The organism is Bartonella sp. bp_1 (assembly GCF_055808085.1).
This window is the reverse complement of record NZ_CM147851.1, coordinates 1,018,968-1,040,374: the sequence shown is the minus strand read 5'-3', so window position 1 is coordinate 1,040,374 and position 21,407 is coordinate 1,018,968. Positions and strand designations below refer to the sequence as shown.

Annotated in this window: 21 protein-coding genes; 3 read left to right on the top strand and 18 right to left on the bottom strand. The window is 46.2% G+C overall.

The features are described 5' to 3' along the window. Window positions 1–38: 38 nt before the first annotated feature. Entirely contained in the window at window positions 39–1,058 is a 1,020-nt protein-coding gene (cobT, locus tag ACYZ97_RS05135) for a nicotinate-nucleotide--dimethylbenzimidazole phosphoribosyltransferase (protein ID WP_473300397.1), read from the top strand. Here the strand turns inward: cobT and ACYZ97_RS05130 are convergent. The 8 genes from ACYZ97_RS05130 to mobA all read right to left on the bottom strand — a co-directional run bounded on the left by ACYZ97_RS05130 (window position 1,055) and on the right by mobA (window position 5,744). Next, window positions 1,055–1,270: a hydroxyethylthiazole kinase gene (locus ACYZ97_RS05130; RefSeq protein WP_473300640.1), complete on the bottom strand. Its 216-nt coding sequence runs from the start codon at window positions 1,268–1,270 to the stop codon at window positions 1,055–1,057. The two genes, cobT and ACYZ97_RS05130, sit on opposite strands and share 4 nt — an antisense overlap. Next, entirely contained in the window at window positions 1,212–1,856 is a 645-nt protein-coding gene (gene thiM / locus ACYZ97_RS05125) for a hydroxyethylthiazole kinase (protein ID WP_473300639.1), read from the bottom strand. The genes ACYZ97_RS05130 and thiM overlap by 59 nt, the downstream gene beginning before the upstream one ends. Window positions 1,857–1,858: 2 nt before the next feature. Beyond that, window positions 1,859–2,347: an Lrp/AsnC family transcriptional regulator gene (locus ACYZ97_RS05120; RefSeq protein ID WP_473300396.1), complete on the bottom strand. Its 489-nt coding sequence runs from the start codon at window positions 2,345–2,347 to the stop codon at window positions 1,859–1,861. Between the two features lie 93 nt (window positions 2,348–2,440). Then, a complete protein-coding gene (locus ACYZ97_RS05115) occupies window positions 2,441–3,079 on the bottom strand; it encodes a uracil-DNA glycosylase family protein (RefSeq protein WP_473300395.1) in 639 nt (212 codons plus the stop codon). A gap of 375 nt (window positions 3,080–3,454) precedes the next feature. After that, window positions 3,455–3,979 carry a thermonuclease family protein gene (locus ACYZ97_RS05110; RefSeq protein ID WP_473300394.1) on the bottom strand — a complete coding sequence of 175 codons (525 nt, stop codon included), beginning with the start codon at window positions 3,977–3,979 and terminating at the stop codon, window positions 3,455–3,457. A 7-nt stretch (window positions 3,980–3,986) separates the two neighbouring features. Beyond that, a complete protein-coding gene (locus ACYZ97_RS05105) occupies window positions 3,987–4,610 on the bottom strand; it encodes a glutathione S-transferase family protein (RefSeq protein ID WP_473300393.1) in 624 nt (207 codons plus the stop codon). A 4-nt stretch (window positions 4,611–4,614) separates the two neighbouring features. Further along, window positions 4,615–5,133, bottom strand: a complete 519-nt coding sequence (mobB, locus tag ACYZ97_RS05100; RefSeq protein ID WP_473300392.1) for a molybdopterin-guanine dinucleotide biosynthesis protein B — start codon at window positions 5,131–5,133, stop codon at window positions 4,615–4,617. 2 nt (window positions 5,134–5,135) lie between these two features. Then, window positions 5,136–5,744, bottom strand: coding sequence for a molybdenum cofactor guanylyltransferase (gene mobA / locus ACYZ97_RS05095; protein WP_473300391.1), 609 nt, complete (start codon window positions 5,742–5,744; stop codon window positions 5,136–5,138). A 207-nt stretch (window positions 5,745–5,951) separates the two neighbouring features. Between mobA and ACYZ97_RS05090 the strand changes: the two genes are divergently transcribed. Then, entirely contained in the window at window positions 5,952–7,787 is a 1,836-nt protein-coding gene (locus ACYZ97_RS05090) for a L,D-transpeptidase family protein (protein WP_473300390.1), read from the top strand. Between the two features lie 76 nt (window positions 7,788–7,863). On the opposite strand, the gene rpmG is transcribed toward ACYZ97_RS05090, so the two are convergent. The 9 genes from rpmG to ACYZ97_RS05045 form a co-directional block, all read right to left on the bottom strand. After that, the gene (gene rpmG / locus ACYZ97_RS05085) at window positions 7,864–8,031 is read right to left on the bottom strand and encodes a 50S ribosomal protein L33 (RefSeq protein WP_473300389.1); all 168 of its coding nucleotides are present in this window, start codon (window positions 8,029–8,031) and stop codon (window positions 7,864–7,866) included. Window positions 8,032–8,117: 86 nt separating this feature from the next. Further along, window positions 8,118–9,281 (bottom strand): MFS transporter, encoded by a 1,164-nt coding sequence (locus ACYZ97_RS05080; protein ID WP_473300388.1) that lies wholly within the window; start codon window positions 9,279–9,281, stop codon window positions 8,118–8,120. Then, the gene (locus ACYZ97_RS05075; RefSeq protein WP_473300387.1) at window positions 9,271–9,984 is read right to left on the bottom strand and encodes an NUDIX hydrolase; all 714 of its coding nucleotides are present in this window, start codon (window positions 9,982–9,984) and stop codon (window positions 9,271–9,273) included. The genes ACYZ97_RS05080 and ACYZ97_RS05075 overlap by 11 nt, the downstream gene beginning before the upstream one ends. Then, a complete protein-coding gene (gene rnr / locus ACYZ97_RS05070) occupies window positions 9,984–12,260 on the bottom strand; it encodes a ribonuclease R (RefSeq protein WP_473300386.1) in 2,277 nt (758 codons plus the stop codon). Before rnr ends, ACYZ97_RS05075 begins: the two co-directional genes overlap by 1 nt. A gap of 5 nt (window positions 12,261–12,265) precedes the next feature. After that, window positions 12,266–14,824, bottom strand: coding sequence for a type I DNA topoisomerase (topA, locus tag ACYZ97_RS05065; protein WP_473300385.1), 2,559 nt, complete (start codon window positions 14,822–14,824; stop codon window positions 12,266–12,268). A 211-nt stretch (window positions 14,825–15,035) separates the two neighbouring features. Next, complete coding sequence (gene dprA, locus ACYZ97_RS05060) at window positions 15,036–16,208, bottom strand: DNA-processing protein DprA (protein ID WP_473300384.1); 1,173 nt, start codon at window positions 16,206–16,208, stop codon at window positions 15,036–15,038. Next, window positions 16,205–16,843 carry a glycerol-3-phosphate 1-O-acyltransferase PlsY gene (plsY, locus tag ACYZ97_RS05055; RefSeq protein ID WP_473300383.1) on the bottom strand — a complete coding sequence of 213 codons (639 nt, stop codon included), beginning with the start codon at window positions 16,841–16,843 and terminating at the stop codon, window positions 16,205–16,207. Before plsY ends, dprA begins: the two co-directional genes overlap by 4 nt. A gap of 10 nt (window positions 16,844–16,853) precedes the next feature. Next, on the bottom strand, window positions 16,854–18,149 hold the full coding sequence (locus ACYZ97_RS05050; protein ID WP_473300382.1) for a dihydroorotase: 1,296 nt from the start codon (window positions 18,147–18,149) through the stop codon (window positions 16,854–16,856). Beyond that, window positions 18,149–19,111 (bottom strand): aspartate carbamoyltransferase catalytic subunit, encoded by a 963-nt coding sequence (locus ACYZ97_RS05045; protein WP_473300381.1) that lies wholly within the window; start codon window positions 19,109–19,111, stop codon window positions 18,149–18,151. The genes ACYZ97_RS05050 and ACYZ97_RS05045 overlap by 1 nt, the downstream gene beginning before the upstream one ends. A 136-nt stretch (window positions 19,112–19,247) precedes the next feature. Here ACYZ97_RS05045 and ACYZ97_RS05040 point away from each other — a divergent pair, with 136 nt between their 5' ends. Beyond that, window positions 19,248–20,855 (top strand): acyl-CoA dehydrogenase family protein, encoded by a 1,608-nt coding sequence (locus ACYZ97_RS05040; RefSeq protein ID WP_473300380.1) that lies wholly within the window; start codon window positions 19,248–19,250, stop codon window positions 20,853–20,855. Here the strand turns inward: ACYZ97_RS05040 and ruvX are convergent. After that, complete coding sequence (gene ruvX / locus ACYZ97_RS05035) at window positions 20,840–21,340, bottom strand: Holliday junction resolvase RuvX (protein WP_473300379.1); 501 nt, start codon at window positions 21,338–21,340, stop codon at window positions 20,840–20,842. The two genes, ACYZ97_RS05040 and ruvX, sit on opposite strands and share 16 nt — an antisense overlap. Window positions 21,341–21,407 lie beyond the last annotated feature (67 nt).

Below are 21,407 nucleotides of genomic sequence, written 5' to 3'. Positions count from 1 at the left end.
CTATAGCCTAACCCCAAGATCAAGACAGGATTATTTTTGTGAGCGTAAGCCCTTTTGATGATTTTCGTGCCCTTTTAACTGCAATGCCACAGGCTGACGAGTTTTCAGCAACTTTGGCGCGCAAGCGCCAGAACGAGCTGACAAAACCACGAGGTGCATTGGGAAAACTTGAAGATATTGCTATTTGGTATGCCAGCTGGCGTGGCGAGGAAAAGCCCATTGTTACCCGTCCTTTGGTGGCTGTTTTTGCTGGTAATCATGGGGTGACAGATGAAGAAATAACGCCATTTGGCCGTGAGGTTACCCAACAGATGGTTGAAAATTTTGCAGCAGGTGGTGCTGCCATCAACCAGATTTGTGTCGCTTATGATTTGGGATTGAAGATTTTTGATCTGGCGCTTGATTATCCGACAATGAATATCACCAAGGACGCAGCCATGGATGAGCGTGGTGCGGCTGCGACGATGGCATTTGGAATGGAATCAATTGCCGGTGGTACCGATCTTTTATGTCTTGGCGAAATGGGAATTGGTAATACGACAATTGCTGCAGCCATTGCCCATGCTCTTTATGGGGGGGCGGCTGAGGATTGGACAGGCCCGGGTACGGGTTCGACTGGTCATTATTATGAGCGCAAGGTGGCTGCTGTTAAAGCAGCCGTCGATTTGCACAAGTCATATTGTAATGATCCTTTTGAGGTTATGCGTCGTTTGGGCGGACGTGAAATTGCGGCTATGGTCGGGGCTATTCTTGCCGCGCGTATGGAAAAAATTCCGGTTATATTGGATGGATTCGTTGTAACTGCAGCCGCGGCTATATTACATGCAAGCAATCCTCATGCCCTTGATCATTGTATTGTTGGGCATGTTTCTGCTGAACCTGGCCATATAAAATTGCTGGAAAAGATTGGTAAGGTACCATTGCTTAATCTCGGTATGCGGCTTGGCGAGGGCACAGGTGCAGCCATGGCTGCAGGTGTTGTTAAAGCGGCTGTATTGACCCATGCACAAATGGCAACTTTCGCGGATGCCAAGATCAGCCAAAAAGCAGCTGATTAAACTTGTTCAATATGAGCCTCAAAAGCAAGGGTTCCATCACTTAATTGGACGAGGCTATCAATGAAGTGGCTGATAAAGCTACCCGGACCTTGTGAATGAAGGGTGGCGATTTGGCCTGCTTGTTTGAAAAGTGCCAATGCTGTCAATGCCGCTTCAGCTGGTCCTGTAACAGCTGAAAAGGCAGCGCAAAGAGCGCTGAGAGTGCATCCGATTGCCGATATTTTTTTCCATCAAGGGGGAGCCACCTTTGATGGAGAAGGCTGTGTCTGGTGTTGTGACAAGATCGGTCTCACCAGTCATGGCGATGATAGATTGCTGGCGGGCTGCTAGATCACGAGCAGCTGTTTCGGCTTGTTCCAGTTCGGCTATGCTATCAACGCCTTTGCCATGATGTGCTGTGGAGAGAGCTAGGATTTCAGAAGCATTGGCGCGAATGATGGCGGGCTGTTGGGCGATGAGATATTTGACAGCATCGCGACGCATTCGAGTTGCAAAATGGGCAACTGGATCGAGTGTAAAAGGAATATTTCTTGCGTTTGCGGCGGCAACACTTAATTTCATGGCGTTGAAGACTTCCGGTGTCAGCATACCGAGATTGACAAGCAGCGCATCGCTCTTTTGGGTTATTTCAGCGGCTTCTTCAGGATGGCTTGCCATAATGGGAGAAGCGCCCATGCCGGAAAGAATATCGGCGACAAGCTTGATTGACACCGGATTGGTTATGCAATGAATAAGCGGTTTGTTTTGCCGCAAGGCAGCAAGGTTTTTACCAAGTTTCAAGGGCGTGCCAATTACCATTTTCAAGTTGGTCTGTTGCTGTCTTTTTCGAGTACGATATAATCAAGTGGCAGTTGTGTCGTATATTTGATCTGCTCCATAGCGAAAGATGAGGAAACATCACGAATTTCGATTTTTGCAATGAGTTTTTTATAAAAAGTGTCATAGGCTGCAATATCGGGTACAACGACGCGCAAAAGATAATCGACATCACCGCTCATACGGTAAAATTCAACGATTTCAGGGAAATCCTGAACCACTTCGGAAAAGCGTTTGAGCCATTCATGATTATGAGAGCCGGTTCGGATAGCAACAAAGGCGGTAACGCGGGCATTGATCTTTTCGGGTGAAAGAATTGCCACGCGGGAGCGAATAACGCCATCTTCTTCCAGTTTCTGGATACGTCTCCAGCAAGGCGTTGTTGACAGCCCTACTTTTTTGGCAATGTCTGCAACAGCCAGTGTTGCGTTTTCTTGCAGCAAGCGAAGAATTTTTTTATCCAACCGATCCATAATTACAATCCGCAATTTATTCTGATTAAGCAGTATCTAGCTGATATTTTATAGAAAATAAATTCAAATAAATCAAAAATCCGTAAAATAATTCTAATTGTCTATTCTTTTTTTGACTTCTTGTCTCATGACGGGGAGCAATTTTTGTTCAAACCATGGATTGCGCTTTAGCCATCCGGTGTTGCGCCATGAAGGATGGGGTAAAGGGATGACATGGTATCCGCGACTTTGCGTTTGTTGAAAGATCGTTTGCCAGTGATGGACAATATCATTGACCTTGGCTTGTTTTATACCGTCTATATGCCATTTTTGCGCGTAACCACCAATGGCCAGAACAAGTTCGATTTGCGGCATGGCTGCAAAGATATTTTCGTGCCATTGTTTTGCGCATTCTTTACGGGGTGGCAAATCATGTCCGTTCTTGTCGTAGCCGGGAAAGCAGAGCCCCATAGGAACTATGGCAAAATAGTCTTTGTTGTAAAAGCTTTCGCGTTTAACGCCGAGCCATTCCCGCAAACGATCACCTGAGCGGTCGTTGAACGGCACACCACTTTCGAAGACACGCAGTCCCGGCGCTTGACCGGAAATTGCAATCTTGGCCTTATCCGATAGGCAGACAACAGGACGTGGTTGAACTGGTAGGGGAGGTAGATATTGAGGGTGATCGACGCATAGGCGACAAGTCTTGATCTGCTCATTTAATACATTGATATTGTGTGGTGCGTTCGTCATGATATGATTTTTCAGTTATCTTTATCGGAAGCGTACTCTGCAATGATGAAAAGAAATCTATGGATCCCCTTTATTCTGACTTTTGGTTTTCTAACCAAAACAGCATATGGGCAATCGTTTCCACAATATAACGTAGACCAATATTGCAGCCTTGTGAAGAATAAAGGAGCATTGACTAAGAACCGTAAATGGCAGGAATGCTATGATCGGGAAATAGCGTTAAAGATAAAGCTTGCCGATAAATGGTCGGGCTTTTTGATGCAGTCTTGAAAAAGATGTGCCTTAAAAAACAGTTAGGTGGCAGTTTTTCAAGCTATCTTGCTTTGGATGTCTGTTTTAAATTGAGCGCGAAGTGAAAGAATATCGATAAGAATGCTAATGCGGATTTTTATCCCGCCATTGTCGCGGTCGTTCAAAGGGATGCGCCCATAGGCCACGTTTTTGCATTTTGGCTTCTTTTTCTTCGTCTTTGTAGTCGTAATAACTGACCGCCCAGCCATCTGTCACCATAAGCGGATTAAGCGCCTTATGATCGACAAGACAGACTGCCAATATGCGTTGATACTGGTCTTTTTTGTTCCAACGGCATTCAACATCATTATCTTTGATAAGATTAACCAGATAATTTTTGGCTTCTTTGCCACAGTCATAGAGCTTGTCGGGTTCGCCACATTTTTGGTGGAGCTCGGGCGCATCAATGCCCAGTAGCCTGATTCTGGTATTATTGATGGTAAGTGTGTCACCATCAATAATAATAGCACGGCCTTTAATCGTTGAGGGCAAGGGCTGTTGCGGTGTCGGTTTATTTTTCTCATGTAGACCAAGGTAGGCTGCCAGCGTGATGACAGCCAGTGCAACAAACAGGTCTTTAAGTGTCAGGCCTTTTTTATTTGCCATCATATAGATGTTATACGATGGGAGTCATAACGTGGGTTTTATAGGCTGGACGTGATTTCAAAGCCTCATACCAGCGTATGACAGAATTGAATTCTTGATGTCGTTCAATGTCGATTTCGTAATAATAATAAATGAGAACGCCAGCAACGATATCGCCGATGCCAAAATTTTCACCCGAAAGCCAATTTTGGCTCAGCAATGTTTTTTCAAGTACGGAAAGACCGGTTTCGAAGTTGATAATACCTTGATTGAGAGCTGCCGCATCACGTTTTTCAGGTGTAAGGCGTACTGCATTGAAAAGGATGTCCTGAAAAGGTTTATATATGGTGTTCGAGGCCCAATCCATCCATTTTTCTGCGCTGGCGCGTTGGCCGCAATCATCAATCCAGATGAAGCCTTTGCCATATCGGGCAGCCAGATAGCGTACGATTGTATTTGATTCCCATAAAATCAGATCGCCGTCTTTGATAACCGGAATGAGCGCATTAGGGTTCATTTGCAGGAATTGCGGATCATCAAGGCCGCCATAAGGGCCGCCAACTTTGATGTTTTCATAGTCGACTCCGAGTTCATCCAGAGTCCATAACACCTTTTTAACATTACCTGATGTTGGTCGTCCCCATAATGTAAGCATGATTTTAGCCTTTCAAATGCATATGTTGTTCAACAAAGTCGGAAATTGCTGTGATGTCGTCAATATGGAAAATGGGAATATTTTGTATGATTTCCCGTCGGTCGCTGGCAACAGCAACAATATGGGGATCGCTTTCACTTAAATGCGGGCCATCATTTCCCTTGCTGCGGCGGACTTCGATCTTGTTATGGGGCTCATGTTTATAGCCTTCAACAATAACCAGATCACATGGTTCAAGCTTGGCAATAATTTGGTTAAGAGACGAGTCTTCCTCGTCTTTATTTTCATGTATGAGTGCCCAACGTTTTGATGATACAATAGCGACTTCTGCGGCGCCTGCCTGACGATGGCGCCATGAGTCGGTATTTTCATGGTCTATATCAAAGTCATGATGGGCGTGCTTGATCGTTGATATTTTATAGCCACGCTGTGTGAGTTCTTTGACAATTGCGATTGTGAGCGTTGTTTTGCCGTTATTTTTCCATCCGGTAACGCCAAAAACTTTTTGAGAGGTGTGGGGCATGATTACATATCCTTTAAAAAATTGTGGGCGTATGCGAGGTCTTGTAGTGTATTAATATTGAAGAAAGCGTGTCTTTCTTTTTTTGAAAAATCAACAAAAGAGACCTTGTTGGCATAGGCAAAGCTACGGATACTCTTATCATCAGACACCTCAAGATGGTTTAGGAATGCAGGCAATAAGGCAACAGGCCATAGGCCGAAAGTCGGCTGCAAACCATCCTGATTACGGGCTATGAGCGGAACTTCAGGAGCTTTATCCGATTCTGCGTGCATATCTGCAATGTAGCTTGTCGGAAAAAAAGGGGTATCGATTGCAACAGTAATGATTCTATCAAACCCATGGCAGGCTGCGTAAGCAAGAGAGGCGGCAATGCCTGACAAGGGGCCGGTATTCTTATGCTTTGCATGGTCGGCTATAATGGGCAGTCCGATTTTTTTGATAAAGTCTGATTCTATATTGCTATTAATAGCAATTTGAGATGACTGGGGCTGCAATCGTTCGATAATATGGATGATCAGGGGACGGTTATGTAGAACGGCCAAAGTTTTATCTTGGCCCATACGGCTTGATTTTCCACCGGCCATAATGACTGAGAGTGTGTTTTGATCCATAATCGCTGCCATTATATTATTTATTATCTGTCGCTTTTAAATGATCATAAGCCGATGAATAATATTTTACTATAGAAAGCTTGCGATCAACATCGCTTCCATACAGCAATAAATACTGGGAAATAGCTGTAAGCACTCTTTTGTCTTCGTTATTATTGCATAAGATTGATTTTTGAGAATCACTTTATCAAGCTCAAGGGGAATGTGATGCAAAATCGCATAAGCTATTCTAAACGGATAATAGTATTATTGGGTTGTGCATCCATTTTGGTTGGCACTATCTCATCTGCAGATAGTGCGACGAATCTGCTTGATCTTTTTCGTAAACGCAATGAACAAAAAGCTGATCCCGTTAAGAATGCACCTACGTTCAAACTGGAAAACCGTAAGCGTATCTCTGCACCTAAAATATATAATTATAAACCTGATTCACTGGTTGCTATCAATTTTACTAAAATCGATTTTCAGGCGGCCGCTGATGCTGCCAATACGCCTCAGTCTGATAATATCGTACCGTTTTTGAAAAATTGCACCCTACGGATGGAGCCGGATATTCGTGAGGCGGTTAGTGCTTTTTATGCTCAAAAGCAGTCTTTGATCTGGTCTCGGAATGGCCAGCCGACAGCAGCAGCCCGTCAAATGTTGACCTATTTCGATCATGCCTTTGAAGACGGGCTTATTCCGGATGATTATAAGGTTGATATACCTGATAGCGGCTTACAGGGCGATGAGAAACAGCAGGCATTCGTCGATTTTGATGTTTTATTATCTGCTCGTGCGTTACGTTATGTCAAAGATGCCGGGCAGGGGCGAATTATTGCAGACCGGTTGTCTGCCTATTATGATTTGCCACGCCCTAAAATCAATTTATCCGATGTTCTTCTTGCTTTGTCTCAGAGTGACGTACCAGATACAATATTGGCTTCCTATCAGCCACAATCACCATGGTATAAGGCACTTAAAGTTACACTTGCTGCTTTGAACGAGCAGAAAGAGGACGAAAATATTATAATCTCTGCCAATACAGTAATCCATCCGGGTCAGGAAAATAACGAGTTGGCCAATGTGGTGAAGCTTATTTTACGTGAAGCACCTCAGGATTATTTGGATACATATAAATCTGTGTTGGATTCATATCAAAGCGCCAGTCTATATGATCCGTCATTGGAACCGGCCATAAAAGCCTTCCAGAAGCTTTCAGGCAAGGCTGATGATGGCATTATCGGCCCCTCGACGATTAATATGCTCAATGGTCTGAGCAATACGATCAAACGTGAACGTGTGGTCTACGCTATGGAGCGCTTGCGTTGGCTGCCACACGATTTTCCTTCCCGCTATGTTTTTGTCAATCAGTCTGCCTTTATGGCCCAGTATTTTGAAGAAGGGCGGGAAAGGCTCAATATGAAGGTTGTTGTCGGTAGTCCTGCCAATCAGACCTATTTCTTCTATGACAATATTCGTCTTGTGACATTTAATCCTTCATGGGGAGTGCCGCGTTCTATCATTATAAATGAGATGTTGCCGCGTATTGCAGCTGATCCGAGCTATCTTTCCCGTAATGGCTATGAAGTTTATAATCGTGCCGGCCAGCGTGTGAGCGCTGACGATATTGATTGGAATACTGTTGCCTCGACGGGGGGCGGTGTTGATATAAAGCAATCACCGGGGCGTAATAATGCATTAGGCGAATTAAAAATTCTTTTCCCCAATAAGCATGATATCTATTTGCATGATACACCGAATAAGGCAGCTTTTTCTCGTGATAATAGGGCAATTAGCCATGGCTGTGTGCGTCTTGAAAAACCACGTGAGATGGCTGCTGCTGTTATGGGGATGCCGGTTGAGGGGTTGAAACCTTATTTCGGGGCGCATGAACGCAATTTTCAATTATCTGAAACTGTACCGGTCTATCTTGTTTATTTTACTGCATGGCCGGATTTTAGAAGTGGGAAAATAGAGTTTTACGATGATGCTTATCATCGTGATGATGAAATGAAAAAAGCGTTTGAGAAAACGACAGAAAGTCGGGCTAATGCCGGATAGGATTCATGACCATTGAATCAATAAAAAACGCTGCATCAAGTTTATGATGCAGCGTTTTTTTTAATGCAAAAAAATCTTACTTGATTTTTGTTTCTTTAAATTCGACATGCTTTTTCGCAATTGGGTCATATTTGCGTTTGCTCATTTTGTCGGTCATCGTACGGCTGTTTTTCTTCGTTACATAGAAGAAACCTGTATCGGCTGTCGACAAAAGCTTGATTTTAATAGTGGTCGCTTTGGCCATAATGCAATTCCTGATCAATTTGAATGATACCGCAGCAGAAAGCCCGAGCGGATTTTGGCGCGAACTTAGCGAAACACAGACAAATGTCAAGAGCGGAATAGCTTTCCAAAGAGTCTTGAGACAACAAGAAGTACATAAAGGCCGAAAAAAATCGCCATTGAGTATGAAAAACCGTAAGGCGGAAAGTAATCCATAGCCTTGCCGATAAAGGTCGGGCCAAAAAGCATGCCGACTCCATAGCAGAAGATGAAGGCCGAATTGGCGGCAGCCAGTTCATGGCCTTTTAGTCGTGTGCCAAGCTGTGCAAGACCGATTGTGTATAAACCGCCGGATACGCCACCTAGAATAAAAAGATCAATTGATAGCAATATATGGTTATATGCAACAAAAGGGACAGCCAGAGTGCCAGCGAGGCCAATAAGCGCACAGCCCATTAATGCTATACGTCTATCCTTCAAGTGGTCGCTGATCATGCCGATAGGAACGAGAAGCAATACATTGCCGAAAGTTAATAGAAAGGTGTAATGGGCTGCTACTTCTCCGCTGACATTAAGCTGTTTTACGGCAAAAGGCGTGATGAGAGTCAAAGCGCCGAGTTGAATAGCACCATAGACGAAAACAGCCATTGTCGATGTTGGTACTTTAAAAATAAAGGGAAGAAACGTGACATGCTCATGATCCTCAAAGCGTGGGCTGATTGACCAGGCCGCAAGAATAGGGATGGCTGCTAGAGCAATGATGACAATGCCAGTCCCATAAGGAATGAAGCCAGTAGAACCCACATGCGTTAAAATGGCTGGGCCAGCAGCAAAACCTAGTCCTAATGTAATCGCATAAATGGCTAGTATCATGCCGCGGCGGTGCGGTGGCGCCGAATGATTGACCCAAAATTCAGACAGAATGAACATGACCGTCATAGCAAAATGTAGTGTGAAACGCAGACCGAACCATATCCAGATAGATTGGAAGTAATAAAACCCCAAAAAGCTTAACGTGCCGATGGCCAACATGGTAAGGATCGGTGGAACAACCCCGAATTTTAGTGCGATGCGTGAGGTGCACGCTGCTGCAATAATGGTCGCTAATCCACCGACCGTGCCGCTATAGCCGATGACACTATCGGAAAAATGCCGTTCCGTCATGAGCAATGCAATAAGCTGCTGCCCTAGTCCCAAAGCAATACCAACTGCACCGATAGTTGCCGTTGCAGCAAAAATAGCACGCCATGACTGGTTGGGATTAACTGACAAGAACGTTCTCCAATGTATGTTCATTGCGTATGAATTTAAAAGGTATGGATGTTTTTGTCGGTAATGAATAGGCCATTATCTGGTTTACATAGTTGAGAATATAGCGTGTTAACGCGATGGTTTTTAAATTAAAATTCTTGTTTCTGCCAATGTTTTGCAGCTTTGCCCAGCATAAGTTGCCAAGTTCATCGGATGATTTGAGGCTGTCTGTGTTTAATATATCGCGATAATAGGCAAGAAAAAAACGAGTATCAAATCGGCGTATATGACCACGCGGAGTGATGGCGCGTGCAAAATAATATAGAGTTGAAGAATCGGGTGTGGCCTGTGCGTGTGCAAAAGCGCGCCATTGTGGAAAAGATGCATAACAAGATGCCTGACAATGGCGAGTTCCTAATATAAGCCCAGTTTCTTCATAAAGTTCGCGAATTCCAGCAAGAGTAATAGCTTTGACGGCATGTGTCCGGCCACTTGTGTCATTGTAGAGGCGTGTGAAGAATAATCGTGGATAATCGGTTAGAACCGGTACACATGTGTTATTTTTTTCTACCCGTCCGCCGGGAAAAACATAAAAATCGGGGAGGAATTTTAAATTTTTATGCCGCTTGCCCATCAATGTGTATATGCCGTCCGCACGATGGTCGAGCAACAGGATAGTTGCCGCCGGTTGCGGTTTGATCGGAATATCTTCCGGAAATGCCATTAACGTCGCCCTTTTCGTCCATTCCGACGGTTATGTTTGCCGGCGCCGCTTTTATGATGGGAAACAGGTGAAAATGGTAGTTTCTGTGGCTGTGTAAGCATTTCAAAGCGCAAGGCACCGGCGACGGGTTGGGCTTCAATGAGACGAATTGTTACGATATCGCCTAGCTGGTAGCCTTTTCTTGTTTTTTCGCCAATCAGGCTATGCCGCTTTTCATCAAAATGATAATAGTCGTCAGCCAGTGTGGAAATTGGTATAAAACCATCAGCTCCAAATTTATCCAAACTGACAAAAAGTCCTGATTTGGTAACGCCGGCGATGCGACCATTGAACTGGGCACCAATTTTATCTGCTAGATAATGGGCAATAAGCCGGTCAACCGTCTGGCGTTCTGCTGTCATGGCACGGCGTTCGTTGCCGGAAATCAAGCCTGCAATTTCAGCCAGTTCATTTTGCTGTTGATCCGTTAATCCGTCATCACCCAAATGCAGGGCGCGGATTAGTGCCCGATGGACGATAAGGTCGGCATAACGACGGATTGGTGATGTAAAATGGGCATAATTTATCAAGTTAAGACCAAAATGGCCGATATTGTCGGGGCTATATTCGGCCTGACTTTGGCTGCGTAATACAACCTGATTGACGAGTTCCTGCTGTGGCGTGTTTTCAACCTTGGCAAGAATATTGTTCATTTTGGCGGGAGTAAGCTCGACCCCACGGGCCAAGGACATGCCGAGGCTGTGAAGAAAATCACGCAAGCTTTCTTGTTTTGCCATTGAAGGTTGGTCATGGATTCGATAGATTAGTGGCTGGTGCAGTTTTTTCAATGTTTCTGCCGCACAGACATTGGCCTGGATCATGCATTCCTCAATTAGTCTATGGGCATCAAGGCGCGGTGGTACGATCACATCTTTGACGCGTCCATTTTCATCGAGAACGATTTTCTTTTCCGGTAGGTCAAGCTCAAGGGGGGCACGCTTACTGCGTGCCATTTTCATGGCCGCGTAGGCTGCCCATAATGGCTTTAGGATTGTTTCCACTATAGGTGCGGTTTTATCGTCAGGTAGGCCGTCTATAGCACTTTGTGCTTGTTGATAGGAAAGCTTTGCTGCTGATTTCATCATGATGCGATAGAATTTATGCGTGCGTTTGTTCCCTTGGGAATCAAAGACCATGCGCACAGCAAGGGCAGGGCGTTCCTCACCTTCACGCAGTGAACACAGATTATTTGATATACGCTCTGGTAGCATGGGAACCACACGGTCAGGAAAATAGACCGAATTGGAACGCTTAAGTGCTTCATGATCCATGGTGGAGCCGGTTTTGATGTAATAGGCAACATCGGCAATTGCGACAGTCACAATGAAACCGCCAATATTATCTGTATCGTCATCTGCCTGTGCAAAAACTGCATCGTCATGGTCTTTTGCATCGGCTGGGTCGATTGTAATCAAAGGCAGCGCGCGCCAGTCTTCGCGATGATCCATGGTTGCGCCTTTGGCTTTATCGGCTTCATTCAATGTTTCAGCGTCAAAAACATATGGAATATCATGGGTGATTATTGCAATCATCGACAGGGCCTTTTCACTGTCGATATGGCCGAGAACTTCGCGGATCTTGCCACGTTTTAAGCCGTAGCGATTGTTTTGTGTCATCTCGACTTCGACAAGATCGCCGGAATTGGCTTCGATCGGCGCTGTTGTGTCCAGTTTGATTTCGCCTTCACCTCGTTCAATAGATTCAAGTCGCCAGCTGCCATCATCAAGTTTGCGTAAAACACCAAGGCGGGTATTCTTCTGACGTTCTATTTTTCGGATGGGGCGTGCGGTATAATCGGGGCCAGATTTATCCTTACTGGGAAAAATTTTGGCCAGTATTGTATCACCTACGCCGATGGACGGAGATTTTTCTCGCCGTGATGGATGAACAGCAACAATGATATCTTTTCCGCTGCTTTCTCCATGGAGCTTGGCTATAAAGCCCCCATCTTTATCACGTCCTATAATTGTCAGTGTCGTAACCGGTGGTAAGCGCCCCGCTGTGACTAATGTTTTTTTGCGTTTTTCAATCACGCCTTGCACCGTCAAGTCACGTAAAAGATCTTTAAGCCAAATTCGTGAATCCCCTTTGAGATTGAAGGCTTTTGCAATCTCACGCTTACCTGACAGGGAAGGGTTTTCATTGATAAAAGTGATAATATCGTTTCGGCTCGGTAGTTTTATGGGCGAGCATGAAGACGCGGGGGCCTTGTTTCCTTTTTTTCTCGCCCGCGTCATCTTTGTTATTTCGCTTTTTTCGTTGTTGTTTTTTTCTTTTTCGGTGTTCCGGCTTTTGCCGCAATCAAGGCAAGAGCCTCATCAAAGGTAACAGTCGCCGGATCTTTTCCCTTGGGTAAGGTTGCATTGACCTTTCCCCAATTGACATAGGGACCATAACGGCCGTCGCGCACGGTTATAGCACCACCATCGGGATGATCACCCAGTGTTGCAAGTGCTGCTGGTGTCGAGCGTGTACGCCCACCGCCTTTGTTGGCCTTTTCGGCCAACACGCTAACAGCGCGATTAAGGCCGACTGTGAAGACTTCTTCAGCATTATCAAGATTGGCATATTTGCCATCATGGGCTACATAGGGACCGTAGCGACCGATGCCGGCAACTATCATTTTTCCGGTTTCGGGATGGAGGCCTACGTCACGGGGCAGGGCCAATAGAGCAAGGGCCTTTTCAAGTGTTATGGCATCCATCGTCCAGCCCTTGGGCAAGCTTGCCCGTTTTGCTTCTTTGCCTTCCCCTGACTGTACATAAGGACCAAATCGTCCGTTGCGTAGTGAAATTTCTTCACCTGTTTGTGGATCGTTACCAAGTACAGATGGTTCATCAGAACGCGGGCCATCGGCATTTTCATCCTGTTCGTTGCCAAGCTGGCGGGTGAATTTGCATTCCGGATAGTTGGAGCATCCGACAAAAGCACCGTAACGACCGAGTTTTAATGAAAGTTGTCCATTGCCACAAAGAGGGCAGGAACGTGGGTCGCTTCCGTCTTCGCGCGGTGGGAAAGCCAAGGGTGCCAATGTCTCATTAAGAACATCGAGCACATTGGTAACACGCAGTTCTTTTATGTCGTCTATTGAGGCATGAAAATCTTTCCAGAAATCACGTAGGACATCTTTCCAGTTGAGCTTTCCGTCTGAAATAAGGTCAAGCTTTTCTTCAAGGCCAGCGGTGAAGTCATATTCGACATAACGGTTAAAAAAATTTTCAAGAAAAGCTGTGACTACACGTCCTTTTGCTTCCGGTATAAGCTTGCGTCTATCAATGTTGACATATTCACGTTCCTGCAGGGTTGCAAGTGTGGACGCATAGGTTGAAGGACGACCGATTCCCAGCTCTTCAAGCTTTTTGATTAGGGATGCTTCGGAATAGCGTGGTGGTGGTTCGGTTGTATGCTGTATGGAATCGATTTTGTCACGCTTGAGCATTTCATCGGTGGTGATGGGCGGCAATCTTTTTTCGTCATCATCATCGTCATGATTGTTGTCGTCTTCACGCTGGTCGATATAGGCGGCGATAAAACCGTCAAAGCGGATCACCGAACCGGTCGCCCGTAAATTGGCCGTGTTGGATCCCTGGATAGATTCGATTTCAACCGTTGTCCGTTCAATGTCGGCAGGTTGCATTTGGCTAGCAATGGCACGTTTCCAAACCAGTCCATAAAGTCGGGCCTGATCGGCATCAAGGTATTTTTTGACGCTGTCAGGAGTGCGCGAAAAGTCGGTTGGCCGGATGGCCTCATGTGCTTCTTGCGCATTCTTGGCCTTGGTTGAATAGAAACGCGGCTTTTCAGGTACATAATTGGTGCCGAAATTATCGCTGATCGCACGGCGTGCCGCATCTAGTGCTTCGGGGGCCATTTGTACGCCGTCTGTACGCATATAGGTGATCAGACCGGCGGTTTCGCCTCCCAGATCTACGCCTTCATAAAGACGTTGGGCTACTTGCATTGTGCGTGAGGCAGAAAAGCCAAGCTTGGCGGAAGCGGCTTGTTGTAGTGTCGAGGTGGTAAAAGGAGGGGCAGGGTTACGTTTTGTCGGTTTTGATTCAACGCTTGAAACCTGAAATTCAGCCTGTTCCAGCATTTTTTCTATTGTTTGTGCTAGGTCGGCGGTTTTAATGTCGTGTTTCCCGAGCTTTTTGCCATTGTAGGCATAAAGCCGGGCGGTAAATTTTTCATCACGTGGTGTGATCAAATCAGCCGCAATGGTCCAGTAATTTTCACGGATAAAGCGTTCTATTTCGGCTTCGCGGTCACAGACAAGGCGCAAGGCGACCGATTGCACACGTCCGGCAGAACGAGCCCCCGGCAGTTTGCGCCACAAGACCGGTGAAAGATTGAAGCCGACAAGATAATCCAATGCACGGCGTGCGAGGTAGGCATCAACCAATGGCTCGTCGATATTACGCGGATTGGCCATTGCATCCAGAACAGCTTTTTTTGTGATGGCATTGAAGACAACACGTTTGATCGGCTTGTCTTTCAGCACTTTTTTCTGTTGTAGAACCTCAAGCAAATGCCATGAAATGGCTTCCCCTTCGCGATCAGGGTCGGTTGCGAGAATAACACTGTCACTATCTTTGACTGCTTTGGCAATGTCAGTTAAACGTTTTGAAGAAGCGCTATCAACACTCCATGTCATTGAAAAATCATCATCGGGTAGAACTGAACCGTCTTTGGCCGGTAAATCTCTGATGTGGCCGAATGAGGCTAGTACCTTATAGTCATTGCCAAGATACTTGTTGATTGTTTTTGCTTTGGCCGGTGATTCAACGATAACAACATTCATTCTTATTTCTTGGTTATCCTCTTTCCGCCGTTTGGCTGATGCTTGAAAATGCATCTTGAATATTAATGTTAGTTCAAATGAACAGACAGAAGGCATTGGTCAAGAGCTGATTGCTCTTTTTTTTAAAAAATACAACTAAAGGTTGTTTTATTGTACTTTAAATGCAAATCTATGTATTCGGTTGTGAACTAATAGGCACAATATTGCTATTTTATGGCATGCGGGAAACAAAGCCACCTGAGTGGCGGATCAGTTTGCCTGCTAGATCCAGTTCCATTAAAATAAGATAAAGCGCTGGTAAATCGAGCTGGCTTTGTTCGCATAATGTTTCAATGCTGACGGGTGTTGTTGTCAGAAGGTCATATATGATTTTGCGCTCTGAATCGGTATTGTTGATGTTGCTTTTTGTCGTTGTTGCATGACTGAGAGAGGAAGGAAATTCCACGGTTGCCTGCGTTTCATCCGTTCTTTCAAAAAGTCCGGGCTGGTTGTTTTTGTGCTGTGGGACAAGCGGCATAATGGCATCAATAATATCCTTGGCTTCAGTGACAAGTATAGCGCCTTCTTTGATTAGGTTGTTGGTGCCGGTCGCCCGTGGATCAAGTGGTGAGCCGGGTATGGCGAAAACAAGACGCCCAATATCATTGGCAAGGCGAGCGCTGATCAGTGATCCGGAGCGTGCCGCTGCTTCGATAACAACCAGTCCATTTGCTAGTCCTGCAATGATACGGTTGCGTCTGGGAAAATCATTGGCTTTTGGAATATAGCCCAAAGGCATTTCCGATATGACAGCTCCTTCATGGGCGATAATCTCGTCATATAGGTTCTTATGTTCGGGTGGATAAATATGGTCCACTCCGCCTGCCAAAACTGCAATGGTACCTGTTTTAAGACTGGCTTTATGTGCAACGCCATCAATGCCGCGGGCAAGGCCGGAAACAATGGATAATTGATGTTGGCCAAGTTCAAGTGCCAATATATGGGCTATTTTTTGTCCTGCTGCAGATGCATTGCGTGAGCCGACAATAGCAATCGAGGAGGATAAAAGGTGTCGGGTCGAGCCACGAATGGCTAATAAAGGTGGTGCGCCTTCAACCAGCCGCAGCAGTGGTGGATAATCGGGTTCACCAATACCGATAAAACGAATTCCGGCACGGGTCGCTTTTTCTAGTTCTTTCATGGCCAGCCCCATGCTGGCAATGCGGATTGCCCGTTTTCCACCATTGGCAGCTATTTGGGGGAGGGCATCCAATGCGTCAGCTGCACTACCATAATGGTCAATTAAGCTACGGAAAGTGATAGGGCCAACATTTTCACTACGGATGAGACGAAGCCAGTTGAGACGTTGTTTTTCAGTTAATACAATGCCCTTGGCTGCTGTCATTTTTTATCTTTCGCACCGATTTTGCTTTCTTGGCCTTTAAGCAGACGCACGATATTGGCATGGTGTTTTGCAATGCTTATCACGCTCATCAATGTGACTGTTATTGTCAATGTGCTATTATAGCCCGTCGGCATGAATAAGCAGAATATCGGTACAGCGACCATGGCGATCAGGGCTGCCAGTGAGGAGTAACGTGTGACTAAGGCTACGAGCAGCCAGACTAGGCCGAAAACGAGAGCCGCTGGCCAATAAAGCCCTAAAATAACGCCTATATAGGTTGCAACGCCTTTTCCGCCTTTAAATTTCAACCAGACCGGAAAAAGATGGCCGAGGAAAGCAAGAAATCCGGCAAGAGGAACGGTTTCAATGGATAGGGCCGGCGCTAGAATATAATAGGCAAGAAGAACTGCGGCGGTTCCTTTTAGAAGATCGCAAAACAATGTTAGTGCTGCAATTTTTTTATTGCCTGTACGCAAAACATTGGTTGCGCCGATATTGCCCGATCCGATGGCGCGAACATCGCCCAATCCTGCCATTTTTGTCAGGATGAGACCGAAGGGAATGGATCCCAGAAGATAACAGAGGATATATATACCGATGGTTATCAATGTTATGAAATTAGCATAACCATCCATTTTTTAATCCTTAGAGTTGTGCTGCGGTAAAGACGCTTGCGCCCTTTACCCATGTTTGTAGGACGCGGCCTTGAAAGCGAGCATTCTCATAACAGCTGTTTTTGGATTGGGAGTGTAGCATATCAAGCGATAGAACCCATGGCTCGTTGATATCGACCAGAATAAAATCGGCATTTTTGCCAACCCGTAAACTGCCAGCATCAAGACCGAACAGTTTTGCCGGTGTTGTAGAGAGCAACTCAATAATACGGGACAGGGAAAGATCATCGTTATGCACGAGACGCAAGGCCGCACTTAGCAGAGTTTCCAACCCGACTGCTCCACTTGCGGCTTCATCGAAGGGAAGACGCTTTGTGTCGACATCTTGTGGGTCATGTGAGGAAACAATAATATCAATTGTGCCGTCACGCAGGGCCTCGATCATGGACAGACGGTCTTCTTCTGTGCGTAGAGGAGGAGAAAGGCGGAAAAATGTACGATATTCGCCAATATCATTTTCATTAAGGCAAAGATGGTTGATGGAAACTCCGGTCGAAACATTATCAAGCGTTTGCTTGGCTCGGCGCATAACATCTGCAGACATGGCACAGGAAATTTGGGCTGCATGGTAACGTGCTTTGGTCAGCGCGGCTAGACGGATGTCCCTTTCTAGCGGGATGACTTCTGCTTCGCGAGCTATGCCGGAAAGCCCAAGCCAACTGGCTAGAAGTCCTTCATTTATGACACCCTGACCCGTGAGGTCTTTATCTTGTGTTTCATGAATAATAGGTACATTGAAATCACGTGCATATGTCATGGCGCGGCGCATAATGGCACTATTGGTAATGGTCTTGCGCCCTTCCGTAAAGGCGACAGCACCGGCATTGCGCAAGAGGCCGAATTCGGTCATTTCCCGCCCTTCCATGCCACGGGTGATGGAGGCTGCAGGGTGGATGTTGATCGATGCTGTTTCACGGGCGGTGCGTTCGATAAATTCAACGAGGGCGACACCGTCTATAACCGGACTGGTGTCCGGCATCATGATTAGCGATGTTACGCCGCCGGCTGCAGCAGCACGGCTGGCAGAAGCGATGGTCTCACGATGCTCGCCTCCTGGTTCGCCGATAAAGACACGGGCATCAACGAGACCTGGCATGATGGTATGGCCATGACAGTCAATAACATCCGCACCTTCCGGTGTGCCCTGATTATGGGCCTCTTTCCCAATAGCTTGGATTTTACCGTTTTCGACAATCAGGCTGCCCATTGTATCAATATTTTGCGAAGGGTCGACAATGTGGGCATTTTTAAGATGAAGTGGTTTCATCAGCTGTCTCCTGCCGGATTGTGCCGTGGATCAAGCAGCGCTTCCATGACGGCCATACGTACAGCCACGCCCATTTCAACCTGTGTCTGGATGACGCTTTGTGTGCCATCGGCCACATCGGATGCAATTTCAACGCCGCGATTCATCGGGCCGGGATGCATGACAATGCAATCGGCCTTTGCTTTTTCAAGACGCTGGCGGCTTAGGCCGAAAAAGTGGAAATATTCACGCACTGAAGGCACAAAGGCTCCCGCCATACGTTCGCGTTGTAAGCGCAGCATCATGATAACATCGACATCGCGCAGGCCTTCATCCATATTGGTGAATACCTCGACACTCATGTCATGAATTCCGGCAGGAAGCAGTGTTGAGGGGGCTATGATGCGTACGCGGGCTCCTAATGCGTTAAGCGAAATTATATTGGAACGCGCAACGCGTGAATGAAGAACGTCACCGCAAATTGCAATGGTCAGCCCTTCAACTATTCCTTTTGCTCGCCGGATCGTCAGTGCATCAAGCAATGCCTGTGTGGGGTGCTCATGCGCACCGTCACCGGCATTAACAACCGCGCATCCGACCTTTTGCGCCAATAGTGCAGCTGCACCGGCGCTGGAATGGCGAATGACAAGAATGTCGGGGTTCATCGCATTGAGGGTCATGGCTGTGTCAATCAGCGTTTCCCCTTTTTTGACCGAGGAGTTACTGACCGACATATTCATGACATCGGCACCTAGACGTTTTCCTGCAAGTTCAAAGGAAGATTGAGTGCGTGTCGAGGCTTCGAAAAACAGATTGATCTGTGTTTGTCCGCGTAAACTGGATTTTTTCTTGTCAATCTGGCGCGAAATATCGACATTGCTGTCGGCTCGGTCGAGCAATAGATTAATATCATCACGACTGAGCCCCTTGATGCCAAGAAGGTGCCTGTGTGGAAAGATCGGGAAGTCGGTTTCTTTTTTCATGTCAAATGAAGCTTATAAAGCGATCTATAAGAGACGACAAGCACGTTTGTGGGGACGATATTTGTTTTTAACCGTAAAAAAATAAAATGGCACTAGATTAAAGACAAATGATTCTTTGTCTGGGGAAGGTGATGGTGTGAAAACACAGGATATCAAGACCATAGAAAGCCGAAATAGCTTTTCAAGTGATCCATTGTTGTTTTCGATTGTGGCAAAAATGCCGCCACAGCTTTTAGCGGGATTTGAGGAACTGGGGAGCTATGTAGCTACATCCGAGGCCAATGATCTTGCAAGACTTGCCAATTTTTATAGGCCGGTTCTGTGTGACCGTGATCGTTGGGGATGTGCGCGTGATTATGTTGAATATCATCCTGCCTATCATGCCTTGATACGTCGCTCAAAACAGATTGGTCTGACGAGTTCATTGTGGGAAAAGAAGCCTGATGAAAGCGGTGTGCGTTATCAGGCCCGTGCAATTCGGTTATTTTTAATGGCGGGCTTAGAAACGGGCCATCTCATGGACATATCGGCAACCAGTGCCGGTATCGCGGCGTTAACGGTAGAAGCGGAATTGTATCGACAATGGCAACCAAGCTTGTTGAGTCGTCAGCATGATACAAGCTCACGACCTATCGATCTAAAAAGAGGGACCTCTTTTTCTTTTGCTTTTTATGAAGGACAAAATGCACAATACCAATCTCATGCAGACTTACAGTCGTTTAATGAACAGGAAGGTCGCAACCGCTACCGGTTAAAAGGGCGTAAGGTGCGGGTTGGTAATCCGCAGGCTGACGGTTTTTTTGTAACCGCTTTTCTTGGTGGACAGCTGTCATGTTTTTTCATACCGCGTTTTATTGATGGAGCTACCAACCATTTTTCAATTGTTGATATGGATTCGCAATATGGTATCCGTTCGCGGGCCTTGTGCAAGATTGACTTTGATGGGGCCATCGGTTGGCTGATCGGACAGGCCGGGCAGGGTGAAAAGACGATAAGCGACATTGAAACAATGTTGCGCTTTGACCAAGTAGTGATGTCTGCCGGTATTATGCGTGCCTGTGTGCGTGAGGCACTGGATTGGCGTAGGCTCTATGCGGGAGACGAGAATGAATTGTTATCAGCACGGGTTCTGGCTGATATTGCTTTGGATGTTGCTGCTGCTGAATGTCTTGTTATGCGATTGGCCCATGCATTTGATATGGCGGCAACAGATCGTGCGCAGGCGGCTTTTGCCCGTATTATGACGCCGGTCATTGCCTTCTGGGTCAATGGCCTTGTCGGACCGGTTGTCAATGAGCTTGTGATACAGGCGGGTGCTGGCGCTTATACTGATGGCAGTTTGTTGGCCCGTTCATTGGTTGATTCACCGGCAAGGATGTTGAATGAAATGGACGGTAATCATCTTGTTGCTGATGTGCTGACATCGTCGATACGTGCTCCTAGTCTTTTTCAGGAATTGCTTGCAAGTTTTGGTGAAAAAATAGGGGCTGGTGGACAGCGCACAGTTGAAGTCTTACAAGCAGCTGCACAAATATCAACAAGCGATGCGGGATCGGGACGATTGCTATGTGAGCAGCTTGCTTATGCGGCGGCAGCCGCAGCACTTAATGAATATGATACAGATGTTGTGGCTCAGGCTTTTGTTGAAAGCCGTTTGGGCGGACAGTGGCGCTCGTCTTATGGCATGTTGAGTGCACGCCATAATAGTCGTCATATTCTTGAAGTGCTTTATCCTGAAGTTTGAATTGGGCTGTTGTTTTTTTGATGCATATTATGCAGGCTGTCGAGAGCGCCTTGAAGTATGAAGGCTGCCGCGGCGGAATCAATGCGTTGTGATCTTTTTGCGCGTGATACATCCATGGATACTAGCTGGCGTTCGGCAGCAACGGTTGAAAGTCTTTCGTCCCAGAAGATAAAGGGAATGTCCGTCATCACCTCCATATTGCGGACAAAAGCGCGCGTTGCTTGAACACGTGGTCCGTTGGAGCCATCCATGTTGATAGGTAGTCCGATAATAATTGCACCTGCATTTTCTTCTTTTAGCGTTGCCATGAGCGTTATCGCGTCAATTGAAAACTTTTTACGTTTGAGAACTGGTCGTGGATTGGCAAAGCTGTGGCCAAGATCGGATACGGCAATACCGATTGTTTTTGTGCCAAGATCAAGGCCGATAATTGTCTGTTTGACGAGTGTCATTTGTGCTAATTGCTCTATATCGATGACGCTCATACTTTTTTGATGCCTATATATGTTGTTTTTCACTTATTAGCTCAATACTATTTTATTGTGTAATGAA

Coding starts and splice junctions, on each gene's coding strand:
- ACYZ97_RS05105 (WP_473300393.1), bottom strand. CDS start 4,610: ATGCTTACATTATGGGGACGACCAACATCAGGTAATGTTAAAAAGGTG.
- topA (WP_473300385.1), bottom strand. CDS start 14,824: ATGAATGTTGTTATCGTTGAATCACCGGCCAAAGCAAAAACAATCAAC.
- dprA (WP_473300384.1), bottom strand. CDS start 16,208: ATGACAGCAGCCAAGGGCATTGTATTAACTGAAAAACAACGTCTCAAC.
- ACYZ97_RS05050 (WP_473300382.1), bottom strand. CDS start 18,149: ATGAAACCACTTCATCTTAAAAATGCCCACATTGTCGACCCTTCGCAA.
- ACYZ97_RS05045 (WP_473300381.1), bottom strand. CDS start 19,111: ATGAAAAAAGAAACCGACTTCCCGATCTTTCCACACAGGCACCTTCTT.
- ACYZ97_RS05090 (WP_473300390.1), top strand. CDS start 5,952: ATGCAAAATCGCATAAGCTATTCTAAACGGATAATAGTATTATTGGGT.
- mobA (WP_473300391.1), bottom strand. CDS start 5,744: ATGGATCAAAACACACTCTCAGTCATTATGGCCGGTGGAAAATCAAGC.
- rpmG (WP_473300389.1), bottom strand. CDS start 8,031: ATGGCCAAAGCGACCACTATTAAAATCAAGCTTTTGTCGACAGCCGAT.
- ACYZ97_RS05115 (WP_473300395.1), bottom strand. CDS start 3,079: ATGACGAACGCACCACACAATATCAATGTATTAAATGAGCAGATCAAG.
- plsY (WP_473300383.1), bottom strand. CDS start 16,843: ATGGATGGTTATGCTAATTTCATAACATTGATAACCATCGGTATATAT.
- thiM (WP_473300639.1), bottom strand. CDS start 1,856: ATGGTAATTGGCACGCCCTTGAAACTTGGTAAAAACCTTGCTGCCTTG.
- ruvX (WP_473300379.1), bottom strand. CDS start 21,340: ATGAGCGTCATCGATATAGAGCAATTAGCACAAATGACACTCGTCAAA.
- rnr (WP_473300386.1), bottom strand. CDS start 12,260: ATGACGCGGGCGAGAAAAAAAGGAAACAAGGCCCCCGCGTCTTCATGC.
- mobB (WP_473300392.1), bottom strand. CDS start 5,133: ATGCCCCACACCTCTCAAAAAGTTTTTGGCGTTACCGGATGGAAAAAT.
- ACYZ97_RS05110 (WP_473300394.1), bottom strand. CDS start 3,979: ATGATGGCAAATAAAAAAGGCCTGACACTTAAAGACCTGTTTGTTGCA.
- ACYZ97_RS05120 (WP_473300396.1), bottom strand. CDS start 2,347: ATGGATCGGTTGGATAAAAAAATTCTTCGCTTGCTGCAAGAAAACGCA.
- ACYZ97_RS05075 (WP_473300387.1), bottom strand. CDS start 9,984: ATGGCATTTCCGGAAGATATTCCGATCAAACCGCAACCGGCGGCAACT.